The organism is Bacillus sp. Marseille-Q1617, from assembly GCF_903645295.1.
Lineage (GTDB): Bacteria > Bacillota > Bacilli > Bacillales > Bacillaceae_B > Rossellomorea.
On record NZ_CAHJXM010000003.1, the window covers coordinates 480408 to 495214 of the forward strand.

The 14807-nt window shown below is 42.3% G+C and carries 16 protein-coding genes; all 16 read left to right on the plus strand.

Features of this window, described 5'->3' with window-relative positions:
• Nucleotides 1–147: 147 nt before the first annotated feature.
• The 16 genes from aroC to HWX64_RS19760 all read left to right on the plus strand — a co-directional run bounded on the left by aroC (nucleotide 148) and on the right by HWX64_RS19760 (nucleotide 14710).
• Complete coding sequence (gene aroC / locus HWX64_RS19685) at nucleotides 148–1320, plus strand: chorismate synthase (protein ID WP_175991206.1); 1173 nt, start codon at nucleotides 148–150, stop codon at nucleotides 1318–1320.
• Between the two features lie 2 nt (nucleotides 1321–1322).
• A complete protein-coding gene (aroB, locus tag HWX64_RS19690; RefSeq protein WP_175991207.1) occupies nucleotides 1323–2411 on the plus strand; it encodes a 3-dehydroquinate synthase in 1089 nt (362 codons plus the stop codon).
• Between the two features lie 123 nt (nucleotides 2412–2534).
• The gene (gene aroH / locus HWX64_RS19695) at nucleotides 2535–2906 is read left to right on the plus strand and encodes a chorismate mutase (protein WP_175991208.1); all 372 of its coding nucleotides are present in this window, start codon (nucleotides 2535–2537) and stop codon (nucleotides 2904–2906) included.
• 50 nt (nucleotides 2907–2956) lie between these two features.
• Nucleotides 2957–4060, plus strand: coding sequence for a histidinol-phosphate transaminase (gene hisC / locus HWX64_RS19700; RefSeq protein WP_175991209.1), 1104 nt, complete (start codon nucleotides 2957–2959; stop codon nucleotides 4058–4060).
• Nucleotides 4061–4252: 192 nt separating this feature from the next.
• Nucleotides 4253–5356 (plus strand): prephenate dehydrogenase, encoded by a 1104-nt coding sequence (locus tag HWX64_RS19705; RefSeq protein WP_175991210.1) that lies wholly within the window; start codon nucleotides 4253–4255, stop codon nucleotides 5354–5356.
• Nucleotides 5357–5392: 36 nt separating this feature from the next.
• On the plus strand, nucleotides 5393–6682 hold the full coding sequence (aroA, locus tag HWX64_RS19710; RefSeq protein ID WP_175991211.1) for a 3-phosphoshikimate 1-carboxyvinyltransferase: 1290 nt from the start codon (nucleotides 5393–5395) through the stop codon (nucleotides 6680–6682).
• 104 nt (nucleotides 6683–6786) lie between these two features.
• Entirely contained in the window at nucleotides 6787–7686 is a 900-nt protein-coding gene (locus tag HWX64_RS19715; protein WP_175991212.1) for a hypothetical protein, read from the plus strand.
• Between the two features lie 68 nt (nucleotides 7687–7754).
• Nucleotides 7755–9014, plus strand: a complete 1260-nt coding sequence (locus HWX64_RS19720; protein WP_175991213.1) for a lipopolysaccharide assembly protein LapB — start codon at nucleotides 7755–7757, stop codon at nucleotides 9012–9014.
• A 108-nt stretch (nucleotides 9015–9122) separates the two neighbouring features.
• Entirely contained in the window at nucleotides 9123–9671 is a 549-nt protein-coding gene (locus tag HWX64_RS19725) for a ReoY family proteolytic degradation factor (RefSeq protein WP_175991214.1), read from the plus strand.
• A 144-nt stretch (nucleotides 9672–9815) separates the two neighbouring features.
• Nucleotides 9816–10277, plus strand: a complete 462-nt coding sequence (locus HWX64_RS19730) for a YpiF family protein (protein ID WP_175991215.1) — start codon at nucleotides 9816–9818, stop codon at nucleotides 10275–10277.
• A 142-nt stretch (nucleotides 10278–10419) separates the two neighbouring features.
• Nucleotides 10420–10929: a ubiquinol-cytochrome c reductase iron-sulfur subunit gene (locus HWX64_RS19735; protein ID WP_175991216.1), complete on the plus strand. Its 510-nt coding sequence runs from the start codon at nucleotides 10420–10422 to the stop codon at nucleotides 10927–10929.
• Nucleotides 10930–10942: 13 nt separating this feature from the next.
• Nucleotides 10943–11617: a menaquinol-cytochrome c reductase cytochrome b subunit gene (gene qcrB / locus HWX64_RS19740; protein WP_175991217.1), complete on the plus strand. Its 675-nt coding sequence runs from the start codon at nucleotides 10943–10945 to the stop codon at nucleotides 11615–11617.
• A gap of 47 nt (nucleotides 11618–11664) precedes the next feature.
• Entirely contained in the window at nucleotides 11665–12441 is a 777-nt protein-coding gene (locus HWX64_RS19745; protein WP_175991218.1) for a menaquinol-cytochrome c reductase cytochrome b/c subunit, read from the plus strand.
• Nucleotides 12442–12512: 71 nt separating this feature from the next.
• The gene (locus HWX64_RS19750) at nucleotides 12513–13112 is read left to right on the plus strand and encodes a DUF1405 domain-containing protein (RefSeq protein ID WP_175991219.1); all 600 of its coding nucleotides are present in this window, start codon (nucleotides 12513–12515) and stop codon (nucleotides 13110–13112) included.
• A 69-nt stretch (nucleotides 13113–13181) separates the two neighbouring features.
• On the plus strand, nucleotides 13182–13970 hold the full coding sequence (ypjB, locus tag HWX64_RS19755; RefSeq protein ID WP_175991220.1) for a sporulation protein YpjB: 789 nt from the start codon (nucleotides 13182–13184) through the stop codon (nucleotides 13968–13970).
• 62 nt (nucleotides 13971–14032) lie between these two features.
• Entirely contained in the window at nucleotides 14033–14710 is a 678-nt protein-coding gene (locus tag HWX64_RS19760; RefSeq protein WP_175991611.1) for a zinc metallopeptidase, read from the plus strand.
• The last annotated feature ends 97 nt before the right edge of the window (nucleotides 14711–14807 follow it).

Consider the following 14807-nt stretch of genomic DNA (forward strand, 5'->3'; position numbering starts at 1 on the left):
ATCTCAAATGATCTGAGGTCAGAAGAGATTACGGGCTTGAAGTCCCCGTGAAATCTTCGAAATTTTTTAACATAGTACTAGGAATGAATATAAAAGATATGTTATATTGGTACATAATTCTTTAACGAGTTGAAGGGGGAAAGTGTTATGAGATATTTAACATCAGGAGAGTCTCATGGTCCGCAATTGACGACGATCATCGAAGGCTTGCCGGCTGGAATGCCATTGGAAGCAGAAGGCATCAACGAGGACTTGGCTAGGAGACAGAAAGGCTATGGACGCGGACGAAGAATGCAGATAGAGAAGGACCGCGTTTCAATTGTCGGCGGGGTAAGACACGGACTTACATTAGGTTCCCCTCTGGGACTGGTAGTAGAGAATAAAGATTGGACACACTGGACGAAAGTGATGGGCATAGAGCCATTATCTCCTGGAGAGGAAGAGGAAGTGAAAAGAAAGATTTCACGTCCGAGACCTGGTCATGCGGACTTGGTTGGCGGTATGAAGTATGGTCACCGCGATCTTCGGAATGTCCTTGAAAGATCTTCAGCAAGAGAGACGACTGTGCGGGTGGCTGCAGGATCGGTAGCCAAGAAATTGTTAAACCTGCTTGGAATAGAAGTTGTTGGACACGTCCTTGAAATCGGTGGAATTAAAGCGGATAACGTAAAATACGATTCGATAAATGATTTAAAAGAAAGAACAGAGGAATCTCCTGTACGCTGCCTGGACGGGGAAGCGGCAGGTAAAATGATGAATTTAATAGATGAAGCAAAGAAAAACGGCGACTCGATTGGCGGAGTCGTAGAAGTGATCGTGGAAGGAATGCCTGAAGGTGTCGGCAGTTATGTACATTATGACAGAAAGCTGGATGCCAAACTGGCTCGTGCAATAATGAGCATCAATGCATTTAAAGGGGTTGAATTCGGGCTTGGATTTGAAATGGCCAGAAAACCTGGCAGTGAAGTTCATGATGAAATTCTATGGAGTGAGGAAAAAGGCTATTACAGAAGAACAAACAGACTCGGCGGCTTCGAGGGTGGGATGACAACAGGGATGCCTATCCATGTCAAAGGTGTAATGAAACCTATCCCAACTCTGTATAAGCCCTTGCAAAGTGTAGATATCGATACAAAAGAGCCATTTAAAGCAAGTATCGAACGATCTGACAGCTGTGCTGTCCCAGCGGCAAGTGTAGTGGCAGAAGCGGTAGTGGCATGGGAGCTTGCAGAAGCGATAACAGATCAGTTTAACAGTGATCAGTTTGAAAAACTTCAAAGGGATGTTGAAACTCTCCGAAAAGAAGCGAAGGAATATTGAAAATGGAAAGAATCAGTGTGAAAACTCCCTCTAAATCATATGATGTGCTGCTTGGAAGGGGAATGACAGACGAAATCATAACGTTTATTTCCTCGAAGTTTCCCAATGTTTCCACCGTCTGGATCATAGCGGATGAAAGAGTGTTTTCTATCCATGGGGAGCATCTTGCAGATCGTCTCAAGCATATTTTCCCTGTCACAGTCTATACGGCTCCTTCAGGAGAAAATGCAAAGAGCTTTGAAGTATATCAAGAGGCGATTACACATGGACTCAGTAACCACGTTGACCGAAAGGCGATTGTGATTGCTTTTGGCGGAGGTGCAATCGGGGATCTTGCAGGTTTTGTGGCATCGACTTTCATGAGGGGCATACCTTTCATAGGAGTACCCACTACCATACTTGCTCATGACAGTGCAGTCGGAGGTAAAGTGGCGATCAATCATCCTATGGGAAAAAATATGGTAGGTCAATTTTATCAGCCTGAGGGCGTCTTTTTTGACCTTAACTATTTTAACAGCCTGCCTGCCGGAGAAGTTCTTTCAGGTTATGCGGAAGTGATCAAACATGCCTTCTTATCAGATGCTCAATTCCTGGATGAGTTAAAGATAAATTTCACCTCTGTAAATGAACTTCATGAAGACTTTATCCTGGAGTCGTTACTCAAAGGGATTAAAGTCAAGGGTGATATTGTATCTGAAGATGAGAAAGAAGAGGGAATCCGGGCATTCCTGAATTTTGGGCATACGTATGGACATGCAGTTGAAAGTGCCAGCGGGTATGGGAATCGCACACATGGAGAATCGGTCATGATCGGGATGATTTATGCTCTTTACCTTAGTGAAAAATATTGTGGGCTTTCATTCAACCTGGAAGAGTTTGTCGATTGGGTGGTTTCCTTAGGGTACGATTTGTCTATCCCTGAAAATATTTCATTCGATCTTCTTCTGAAAAAGATGAAAAGCGACAAGAAATCAAAAGACCGCATGCCGGTATTCGTGCTGTTAAAAGATATAGGTGATCCCATTCTGATGAAAGTACCTGAAGAAGGACTCGCCTGCGCTGACCGATTCATTCGTGATATTCCCAAATAAATGGGTCATATATAGCAATAGCAGTGTAATGATGAGAAGGCTCAGAGATGACCACGCAGCCTTTGCTGAGGGTAAAGGAAACAGTAGGTGACATTGACCAGAGAAATAAAAGGGAGAGTGAGAATGATGCTGAGGGGAATCCGGGGAGCGACGACCGTTGAAAAAAACGACGAAAAGGACATTCTTCTTGCAACTTATGAATTGCTGAACCAAATGATTATACATAATCATGTTGAACCGGAAAAAGTGGCATCCGTCTTCATTTCCGCCACTCCGGATATGACGGAAGCATTTCCTGCCAAGGCATTGAGGGAATTCAAAGGATGGAAATTTGTTCCGGTCATGTGTATGCAGGAACTTGATGTGCCCGGGGGGCTGGAACGCTGTATTAGAGTGATGATTCACTATAATACATCTTCCTCCCAAAAGGATATCCAGCATATTTACTTGGAAAATGCAGTCTCATTAAGACCAGATTTGAGCAATGAGGAATAAATATATGTAAAATAGTTTGCTGACACATGGATTGAAAGGAAGTTTTGTTTATGCAATGGAAAACACAAGTACACAATCTAAAAGCATATCAGCCCGGAAAGACAATGGAAGATGTAAAAGAACAATTCAATCTTGAAAAGGTAGTGAAGCTTGCTTCAAATGAAAATCCTTTCGGATGTTCATCCAATGTACAGTCATTTATCTCTTCTGCAGCTCTTTCTCATGCAATCTATCCTGATGGTTATGCAAAACAGCTGCGCATGAAAGTTGCCGGCCATTTAAATGTGGAGCCCAGCCAGCTGATCTTTGGAAACGGCTCTGATGAAGTGATTCAAATGATTTCACGAGCATTGCTCGATCGTACGAAAAGCACTGTGATGGCGGCGCCAACCTTTCCTCAATATAAACATAATGCGATCGTTGAGGGTGCAGAGGTAAGGGAGGTCCCTCTCGATGATGAAGGGAGGCATCAGCTTTCCAAAATGCTTGACAGCATAGATGAAACAACTGCGGTCGTCTGGTTATGTTCGCCCAATAACCCTACTGGGGAATACATTAGAAAAGATGAACTCCTGCAGTTTCTTGACCAGGTTCCTTCCCATGTACTGGTCGTGTTGGATGAGGCCTATTATGAATATGTCACAGCGGAAGATTATTATGACTCCATTGAATTGCTTCGATCGTATCCGCAATTGCTGGTGACAAGGACCTTTTCAAAAGCTTATGGACTGGCAGGATTCAGAGTTGGCTATGGGGTTGCGAACACTGATGTGATCAGTAAATTGGAGCCGATCAGGGAACCTTTTAATAATAATTCTTTAGGTCAGGGTGCTGCAGCTGCAGCGATGGATGATCAAACATTCATTGGAGAATGCAGAGAGCAGAACCGGGAAGGGCTGAAGCAGTTTTATGCGTTTTGTGAAAGCAGCGGGCTGAAATATATGAAATCCCAAGCAAATTTTATCCTGATTGATTTCGGAATGAGCGGTGACGAGGTATTCCAGTTTTTGATGAGTAAGGGATACATCGTCCGTTCCGGTGAGGCACTTGGATATCCTGAATCAGTCAGAATAACGGTCGGATCGCCTGAACAAAACGAAGAATTGATCCGATTAATGAAAGAGTTTCTTGCTCTTGCCAAACTTGAAAATTAAATGATGCACAGCCGGAAGGTATCACACAATTGATGAACCTGTCCGGCTTTTTTTCAAAGGGTCTAAAAGAATGTTGTTCTTATAAAGGTATTGTGGAAGGGAGCCAATCACTGCATTCTACATAGAATTTATGTGATAAGCCTCTGATAAGAATAAAATCAAATGAGGTCGCAGTTAAGGGAGAGATACATAATGGAAGGGAAAGTATTGATTGTTGGGATGGGGCTTATTGGCGGTTCACTCGCTCTTTGCATAAAAGAGGAGCATCCTGATGCAACCATCGCCGGCTTTGACGTCAATCATCAAGAATTACGGCTTGCAAAGACACTGGGCGTGATCGATGAAATCTCCAGGGGACTGGAAGAGGGGGCAGAAGAGGCGGACCTCATCATTATTTCGACTCCGGTTACCCAAACGGAGAAAATACTGGAATTATTACATAATGCAAAACTGAAATCGGATGTTATCATTACAGACACCGGAAGCACCAAAGAACAAATAATGAAAGCATCCCGGCCGTTGAAGGACAAGGGTGTAAGCTTTATAGGCGGTCATCCAATGGCTGGATCTCATAAGAGCGGAGTCACAGCAGCGAAGAAGATTTTATTTGAAAATGCCTTTTATATGCTCACGCCCCCGGAGGTCGGCGGAGATCTTGAAATTGAAACACTTAAGGAGTGGCTGAAAGGAACACGGGCGAAATTTCTGATTGTCCCTCCGAAAGAACACGATGAGTTAACGGGCATGATCAGCCATTTTCCTCATGTAATCGCAGCTTCACTGGTGCATCAAGCAAAGGGTTCATCAAAGGAACATCCTTATTTAAGGAGACTGGCAGCAGGAGGATTTCGTGATATTACCAGAATAGCATCTTCGAATCCAGTGATGTGGAAAGATATCACACTGCAGAATAAAAAAGTATTATTGGATATAATGATAAATTGGAAAGTGGAAATGGAAGAAGTAATCAACATGATCAGGGAAAATGATTCAAACAAGATATATAGTTACTTCAATGAAGCCAAAAAATTTCGTGATGAGCTCCCTGTGCAGTCAAAAGGAGCCATTCCGGCTTTTTATGATTTATATATTGATGTTCCTGACTATCCGGGTGTCATCTCTGAAGTGACAGCATATTTAGCTGAAGAACGGATAAGCTTGACCAATATCCGTATCCTTGAAACGCGGGAAGACCTATTTGGGGTTTTGGTCATTAGTTTTCAAACGATGGAAGACCGTGAAAAAGCTGCGGTCTGTCTTAAAGAAAAAACGACTTATGAGATGTTCTTGGAATAGGACTGTCTATTAAATGGTTGAAACAGGAGGAGAACAATGGATAACAAATTAAAATTATCAAAACCAGCAAAAGGGTTGAAAGGCGAACTCCAGGTGCCCGGAGATAAATCTATTTCTCATCGGGCGGTCATGTTCGGCTCTGTAGCCGAAGGAAGAACCACGATTCATAACTTCCTGATGGGAGAAGATTGTTTGAGCACCATTTCCTGCTTTCGTAAATTAGGAGTGGATATTGATATACATGCAGATGAAGTGACAGTGGAAGGAAAGGGGTGGGAATTTTTATCTGAACCTTCTGAAGTATTGGATACAGGAAATTCAGGAACCACCACCAGACTGATGATGGGATTATTGGCAGGCAGACCGTTTCATTCGGTCATCATTGGTGATGAATCCATAGCTAAACGTCCCATGAAAAGAGTCACGGATCCTTTAAAGCTTTTTGGAACGTCCATTGATGGGCGTGACCAAGGAAATTTCACACCGCTGTCCGTTCGCGGAGGGAATTTAAAAGCGATCCAATATAAACTTCCTGTTGCAAGCGCTCAAGTTAAATCAGCCATCCTGTTAGCGGGATTGCAGGCGGACGGTGTGACAGAAGTCATAGAACCTCAGAGAACGAGGGACCATACAGAAAAGATGATCATTGAATTTGGAGGGGAAATCGAGAGGGTGGAAGATACCATCAAGGTTCGCGGCGGACAAGTGCTTAAAGCGGCAGACGTGTATGTGCCGGGTGATATTTCAAGTGCAGCATTTTTCATGACAGCGGCGGCGATTGTTCCAGATAGCAGGATTACGTTGAAGAACGTAGGATTAAATGAGACAAGGATCGGTATTGCGGATGTTCTGAAAAGAATGGGTGCAAAAATAGAAATTAATGAAATGCCGGATAGTGGAGAACGAATCGGTGATATTATGGTCGAAACGTCTGAACTTCAAGGAATCGAGATAGGCGGGGATCTGATTCCCACTCTAATCGATGAAATACCGGTCATTGCATTACTGGCCACGCAAGCTGAAGGGACAACCATCATAAAAGACGCTGAAGAATTAAAAGTAAAAGAAACAAATAGAATCGATGCGGTCGTACAGGAACTGAAAAAACTGGGTGCAGACATAGAAGCGACAGATGACGGCATGATTATTAAAGGGAAGAAACCACTTCATGGGGCACAGGTCCATACCTGGGGAGATCATCGAATCGGGATGACCCTTGCTGTCGCGTCTTTAATAACAGAGTCGCCTGTCTATTTGGAGAATGCAGATGCCATTAACATTTCTTATCCGAATTTCTTTGAAGATCTTAGCAAGTTAGTGGAATAATTTCTGTTTTTACGGAAGAAGACAAGTTCTTCTTCCGTAAACTTATGTTTATGTCATTTCGAGCTGCCTTTCTTCATAGCTTGTCTATAAAGGAAGGTGGAGAGATGAGTAAATATATTATAGAAAATGCGGATTGTGCCAGTCAGGATGCGATCCGCCGGATATCACTGCTGGTGGAAGATAATCGAATATCGGCAATTCGTGAAAGCTTTTCGTATTACAATCACATTCGTTTAGATGTCTCACCTTTCATCATGACGCCATCTCATGTCATGTGTGACATGGACCTCCCAGTCAATCATGACTTCCCCTCATTTAAAGCCTATTTATTGAATCATTTCATTGCCAAAGGGTGTACAACTTTTCTGACCTGCTTTAGGATTGAGTACGAATTTGAATTTAGGGAAAAGCTGGAGGAGCGAAGAACATCCCTCCTGAGCAGCCCGCTTGATTATACTATAGGTCTGGCTGCCCCGGCGAATTTGATAAGACCAGATATCATACGCCAGTGTAAGCGGAATAAAGTTCCCGTTGTATGGATCTTACTGGATGACATGAACGCATTTTCCAAGATTAAGTGGGGCTGGATAAAAGGTCTGTTATATGATTACCGTATTACTTTTGTCCCCTTTTTTACGACAAACCTGGACAAAAAAGAAAAAATAAAGCATCTTAAGATTTGGCAAAAAACGATGAAATCCGAGAATATTCCCCATTTTTTAGAAGAAATACATCAAAAAGTTCCATTACCAATAGATCAATTGAAAAAAATTGGCATCTACCCACATAGAGGAAATTTTCTGTCAGGTGGAGAATTAAGTTATAACCTTTATATGAGAAATGATGATCAGCCGGTATCGGATGGAAGTTCATTTCATTATGAAAGTCATGTACTAAAATGTACAATGAATAGAGGGAAGTATCACTATTTAAATGATCAAGGCTACTTTTATCCCGGGGCAGGAAAAGAACTCTGCATCCAAACGCCAGGTTTTTTTACCTGAGGGAACGTGATAAATGGGGCAGTTGAATAGTATGATAGAAAATCAAGCAGTACAGAAAGGAAATAAATATGTCACATGGTGAAAAAATGTTGACTTCTTTAGAAGAAGGTCATTTAGAAGAAGCAAAAAAACATTTTAATGAAACATTGAAGTTTGGCAGTCATGAAGAAAAATTCAGCTTGGCTGAAGAGCTTCACCATCTGGGGTTTCTTCAGGAAGCCAGGGAGTTATATGAGAATTTACTGATATATTATCCAGGTGAAGGTGAATTGATCATTGAACTCGCCGAGGTGCTGGTGGAAATGGATATGGAGGAAGAGGCAATCGAACAGCTTTCCCATATCGATGATGACGACATTTCCTATCCCCGTGCCTTGTTATTAATGGCAGATTTATATCAGATGCAGGGTCTGTTCGAGGTCAGTGAACAAAAGCTTCTGAAGGCAAAGAACCTGCTGCCTGAGGAACCTGTCATTGATTTTGGCTTGGGAGAGCTTTACTCCGAAACTGGCAGGTTTTTGGAAGCGATCAGATATTATAACCATTTAATAGAGAATGGGACCACCGAAATCGGGGGTACGTATGTTCATCAGCGGCTGGCTGAAGCCTATAGTGTAGGAGGTTCCTTTGAGGAGGCTTTGTCCCACTATGAAAAGGCCCTGGAGGAGCACCTGGAAATCAATACGCTGTTCGGTTATGCATTTACAGCCTACCAGGCAGGGTTTTATGAAACGGCCATTGAAAAGCTTGTATCGGTAAAGGAACTCGATCCTGATTATCACTCCGTATATTTATTGCTTGCAAAAGCTTATGCGCATGAGGAAGAACTGGAGGAAAGCCTGAACGTCATACGTGAAGGGATCAGGCAGGATGAATATAATAAAGAATTGAGCTTGTGCGGTGGAAAGATTTCACTGAAGCTCGGGCTGGATGAAGATGCAGAGAAATTCCTCAGGGATGCTCTTGCGCTTGACCCCGGTTACGTAGAAGCAGCGCTCCTTATAAACAAACTGTTCTTTACGCAGGATCGATACGAAGATGTACTGGAAATCGCTCAGATGCTGGTGGCAGAAGGAGAAGAAGAACCGCAGCTGACATGGGATCTTGCGAAAGCTTTTGAGGGGCTTGAACAATATAATCATGCATTAAAACAATACCGGGCTGCATATACTTATTTTAAGAATCACGAAGAGTTCCTGACAGAGTACGGTCAATTCTTGGTTGAAGAAGGATTTAGGGGAGACGCGATAGAAGTATATAAACAACTCCTCGATATGGATCCTTCAAATGACGAATGGCAGGATCTGATTGAAAGATTGCAAGACTGACAACCATGGATGTGACGGCAGGCCGGTAAAAGCTGCAAATGAATGTTGGAAATTGAGCATGAGACTCCGTATATTAATTAAATTGGATTTCGCAGAGGAGGGAAACCTATGACCACCCCTGTTTCTGTCAACGAGAAGAAAGAATTTATTCGCTGGTTTTTAAATCGCTATCAATTGAAAAGAAGAGAATGTGTCTGGATATTAAATTATTTGATGAGCCATGATCAGTTAATGAAGAAAGTCCATTTTGTCGAGGAATCCCAATATTGTCCGAGAGGCTTAGTCATGTCGACCCATTGTGTTGAAGACGTCCCGTTTCGTTTCTACAAAGAAAACATCATGACTACAGACGCTGAAAAATCGTTTCATGATATCCGATTAAATAAGGATGAAGATATTTATATTCAATTAAACTTCAGTAAAGCCAATTCAAGTTACCAATTCGCAGCGGTGCTGGAAGAGAATCCGTTTATGCCGAAATACCTGTTGATCAATGAAAAGGACCGCATAGTTGCAGAACAGTTCTTGAAAGAAAGTCTTCACTCATTTCAAAAGAATCGTCTATTAGAAGCAATCGATAATGCTTTGGATAAAGGTGATAAAGACAACTTTACTAAATTAACGGAAGAGCTGAATAAACTCGTGAAAAAAGAATGAAGGAATCCTTCATTCTTTTTTTCTTGTCAGTCATACCTTCCATATTTTTGTACATACTACAGAATAAGTGAATTCGCTTTTATTGAGGGAGTAATAAATGATATGATGGGAGGAGCTAAAGAATAGAAAAAGTGAGGGAATTAGATGAATTGGAATGTTAAAGATATTGAAGTTTTTGAAACTGAGAAAGAATACATAGATACCGCTGTTATCCCGCTTATTCCCATTGATTTTTTTAAGGAAATCAAGGCTTCAGCCGCTCAGACCGAATTTATTACACTGCTGACCTTCCATTTGGAAAGGCAATTCAAGGGGAGGATGATCATTACTCCTCTATTCACTTATCTAATGGGGACTACTGAAGATAAGACCGGGGAGCTCAAGAATTGGGAGGCAAGGTTGAAAGAAAGCGGTGTCAAACATGTTTTCTTTTTAACTTCCGACAGCGGGTGGAAAACATCGGAACAAAATCTTAATGACCAATTGATCTGGGTGCCGTCCATACCACTCGAACATTTGGACGAACAGTATAAGCATTCAATCATGGAAGACCAGGTTAAACAGCTCCTGAATGTCATTGTACAAAAATGGCAAAAAAATTCATAAAAACTTCACATTGTATCCATCTTTTAGTTTATTGAGTTATTGACCTTGTAATAACTTTAATATATCATAGTTATGTCCTAGTTTTATATTTGTGCGAAATATGTCCGATGGACTTACCTTACGCGATAGAGGGGGGAAAAGGATGAGCAAGCAACGTGTATCTAGACGTCAATTCCTTAACTATACACTTACGGGTGTAGGCGGTTTCATGGCTGCGGGAATGCTAATGCCAATGGTTCGATTCGCTGTCGATCCCGTGTTGAAAACTTCAGCAGCAGGAGACTTCATAGCGACGAAGCAAAAAGTGTCAGAAATAACTAATGAGCCTGTTCGTGTCGACTATTCTTATGAACAAAAAGATGCGTGGTACACATCAGAAGTAACTCAAACTGCATGGGTCTATAAGAACAAGGAAGGTAACATCATTGCTCTTTCACCAGTATGTAAGCATCTTGGATGTACAGTCAACTGGGCCGGAGACAAGAATAATCCTAATATGTTCTATTGCCCTTGTCATGGTGGTCTGTATGAGAAAAGCGGTAAAAATGTACCTGGTACACCACCAACAGCACCGTTGGATACATATCCGACCAAAGAGAAAGACGGTATTTTATACCTTGGACAACCTGAACCAAATAAATATGTTAAGTAAGGGGGCGTAATCTGTGCTGAACAAAATCTATGACTGGGTTGACGAGCGTTTGGACATTACGCCTTTGTGGCGAGATATTGCGGATCACGAAGTACCTGAACACGTAAACCCGGCGCATCACTTTTCTGCGTTTGTTTACTGTTTCGGCGGTTTGACATTCTTCGTTACCGTAATACAGATACTATCAGGTATGTTCTTGACTATGTACTATGTACCTGATATTAAAAACGCTTGGGAATCTGTGTATTATCTGCAAAATGAAGTAGCATTCGGGCAAATTGTCCGTGGAATGCATCACTGGGGAGCAAGTTTGGTTATCGTAATGATGTTCTTACATACACTACGTGTATTCTTCCAAGGTGCATACAAAAAACCTCGTGAATTAAACTGGGTTGTAGGAGTACTTATTTTCTTCGTTATGTTAGGGCTTGGATTCACCGGATACCTTTTACCGTGGGATATGAAAGCGCTATTCGCGACGAAGGTTGGGATTGAAATCGCAGCAGCTACACCATTCATTGGTGAGCAAGTGAAGATCTTATTAGCAGGGGATTCGACAATTGTCGGTGCGCAGACACTAACACGTTTCTTCGCTATCCACGTATTCTTCCTGCCTGCAGCTTTACTTGGATTGATGGGAGCTCACTTCCTGATGATCCGTAAGCAAGGTATTTCAGGACCGCTATAAGATACGATTCAATATTAATTAACCTAAATTAGAAGGAGGGGGACACTATGCATCGAGGAAAAGGGATGAAGTTTGTAGGTGATTCTCGTGTACCTGCAGACAGAAAACCGAATATTCCTAAAGACTATTCGGAGTTCCCTGGAAAAACAGAAGCTTTCTGGCCAAACTTCTTATTGAAAGAATGGCTGGTTGGAGCTGTTTTCCTAATCGGTTATCTATGTTTAACGATCGCACACCCGTCACCGCTGGAACGTGTTGCCGATCCGACAGATACCGGGTATATTCCATTACCAGACTGGTATTTCTTATTCTTATACCAATTACTTAAATACACATATGCATCTGGACCTTATAACGTTATCGGAGCATTCATCATTCCGGGAATCGCTTTTGGTGCGCTGCTTCTTGCACCATTCATCGACAGAGGACCTGAGCGCCGTCCTACCAAGCGTCCATTTGCAACAGGATTTATGCTTCTAGCTCTTGCAGCTACGTACTTCTTAACTTGGGAATCCGTTGCGACTCATGACTGGGAAGCAGCGAAAGAACAAGGTAAGATCGTAGCGGAAGCAGAAATCGACAAAGAAGCTGAGGGCTACAAAATCTATGCTGATGCGAAAAACAGCTGTATCACATGTCACGGTGAAAACATGACAGGTGGAGCTGCTGCACCTTCTTTAGTAGGGACAGGATTAAAGCCTGAAGAAATTAAAGAAATCGCTAAAAATGGTAAGCCGCCTGGCATGCCGGCAGGCTTATTCAAAGGCACGGATGAAGAGCTTGATAAACTGGCTGAATTCATTTCCGGCTTAAAAGCAGAATAATAAGAAAAAGAGCCAGCATTCGTTGGCTCTTTTTTTCTACACTAAGACCCAATTTAGAAAGGGGCAAGAAGATGATTTCTTGGCTTTTCTCCTTATTGACGAATAAGACATTTCTATGGCTACTGCTCATCATTAATCTATTGGGGACAATATACGGCTATGTATGGTACATGCCTCAGCTGAGGAATACACCGGAGCAATTTATGATTTTCGTACCGGACAGCCCCACGGCAAGTCTCTTTTTTTGCTTAGTACTTGTCGCATTCTTGTTAAGAAAGAATTGGCCGCTCTTTGAAGTTCTTGCACTTATCACTTTATTTAAGTACGGCGTCTGGGCAGTCGTTATGAACCTGCTGACACTCTGGGTAAGCGGCGAACTGCCTTGGGAAGGATATATGTTGATGGCTTCCCATGGAGCAATGGCAATTCAGGGCATCCTATATTCATCATTTTACCGGGTAAAATTATGGCATTTGGCTGCCGGTGCCCTTTGGACCCTGCATAATGACATGATTGACTATGTTTACATGCAATTCCCTGTTTATTCCAAGCTGTTTCTTTACATACAGAATATAGGGTATTTCACTTTCTGGCTAAGCATTGCATCGATTGCACTAGCATATTACTTCACACAAAAAACGCCGCGTTCCTCATTGCACCCCAACTTTTAGTAGGTTTTTTTTGGTCTACTCTTGTCCACCCCTTCATACACTTTATTAGTAGTTTTAGGGGGGACAAGTATGAAATTCTTGAAAGCAGTGTTTATCGTATTATTTTTATTTTCAGTACCGCAACTAACTCTAGCAGATCACGCTCCGTCTCCAGTGAATGAACTTGACGATATCGCCGATCAAGCACTCCAATTGACCAAAGCCGGAAAATACGAAGAAGCAAAACATTTATTGAACTACTTTTCCGAAGAGTTCACCGCACAAAGCATGCACCAGTCGTTTTCGATGGATGAGTTAAGAATCCTGACGATATCACATAATTTGGCATTAGAAACCATTAACCAGGCCAGTGCCGGCATTGAGCAAAAAGTAAATGCTGTCACAAGGTTCCGGTTAGTTATGGATGCATTATCGAGTCATTACCAGCCCCTATGGGTTGAAATGGAAGATCCCCTCATGGAAGCTTTTAAAGGGGTTAAAACGGCAGCTGAAAGTGGAAACAGTGAACGGTATCATACAGAGCTGAATATGTTTTTAGCTAAATATAACATCATCCAGCCGAGCATCAAACTGGATATACCCGTGGATCAGGCTCAGGCCCTTGACGCAAGGATAACGTATCTGGATCACTATCGCCAGCAAGTGCTGGAAAGCACGGATGCAATGGCTGAACTAACAACCCTTCAAACGGATCTTGAACACCTTTTTGAAAATAAAAAGGAAGATGAGGCTGACCCATCTCTATGGTGGGTAATCATTTCTACCGGGAGTATCATTGTTTCTACATTATCTTACGTAGGTTGGAGAAAATATAAAGGTCAGGGAGAAGAACGTACATCAGAGCGGCAAAAAAATTGACAGAATCTTTATAGCAATATAAAATTTAACTATCTGAACAGCTGGAGGTTTTTTAAACAATGATGAGTTTCCTAATATACTTTTTACTCATTGCCCTAATACCCATATGGGCGCAAATGCGTGTGAAAAGTACATTTAAAAAATACTCGAGAGTGGCTACAACATCGGGTATGACCGGCAGGGAAATGGCCAGAAAGATATTGGATGAGAATGGCCTATTTGATGTGAAGGTAGTGGAGGGAAGAGGGTTTCTTAGTGATCACTACAATCCGATTTCAAAAACAGTAGCATTATCACCTGATAATTATCATGGTCATTCAGTTGCGGGTGCAGCAGTGGCAGCCCATGAGGTAGGCCACGCAATCCAAGACGCTGAAAGCTATGCGTTCCTTCGGTTCCGACATGCTTTGGTGCCGGTCGCCAATATCGGTTCGAATATGTCGTGGATATTCCTGCTCATCGGAATGTTTACTCAAATGACAGGGATGTTCCTTCTGGGAATCATTTTGATGGCGGCAGGTGTGGTTTTCCAATTAATCACTCTTCCTGTTGAATTCAATGCATCATCCCGTGCGATGAATCAAATCGTGACACTGGGATTGATCCGGAATGAAGAAGAGCGGCATGCAAAGAAAGTACTGAATGCAGCAGCGATGACATACGTGGCAGCAGCGGCTGTGGCTGTAATCGAACTGTTAAGACTTGTATTGATCTTTACAGGTATGCAGGGTGAAGATTGATATTTAAATAACTGTCAATGCCAGGCTGATGGCCTGGCTTTTATGTTGAAAAATCCTCAAAGGCAAATGCCTGAGAGGATTTTTTTCACTTTGTCAC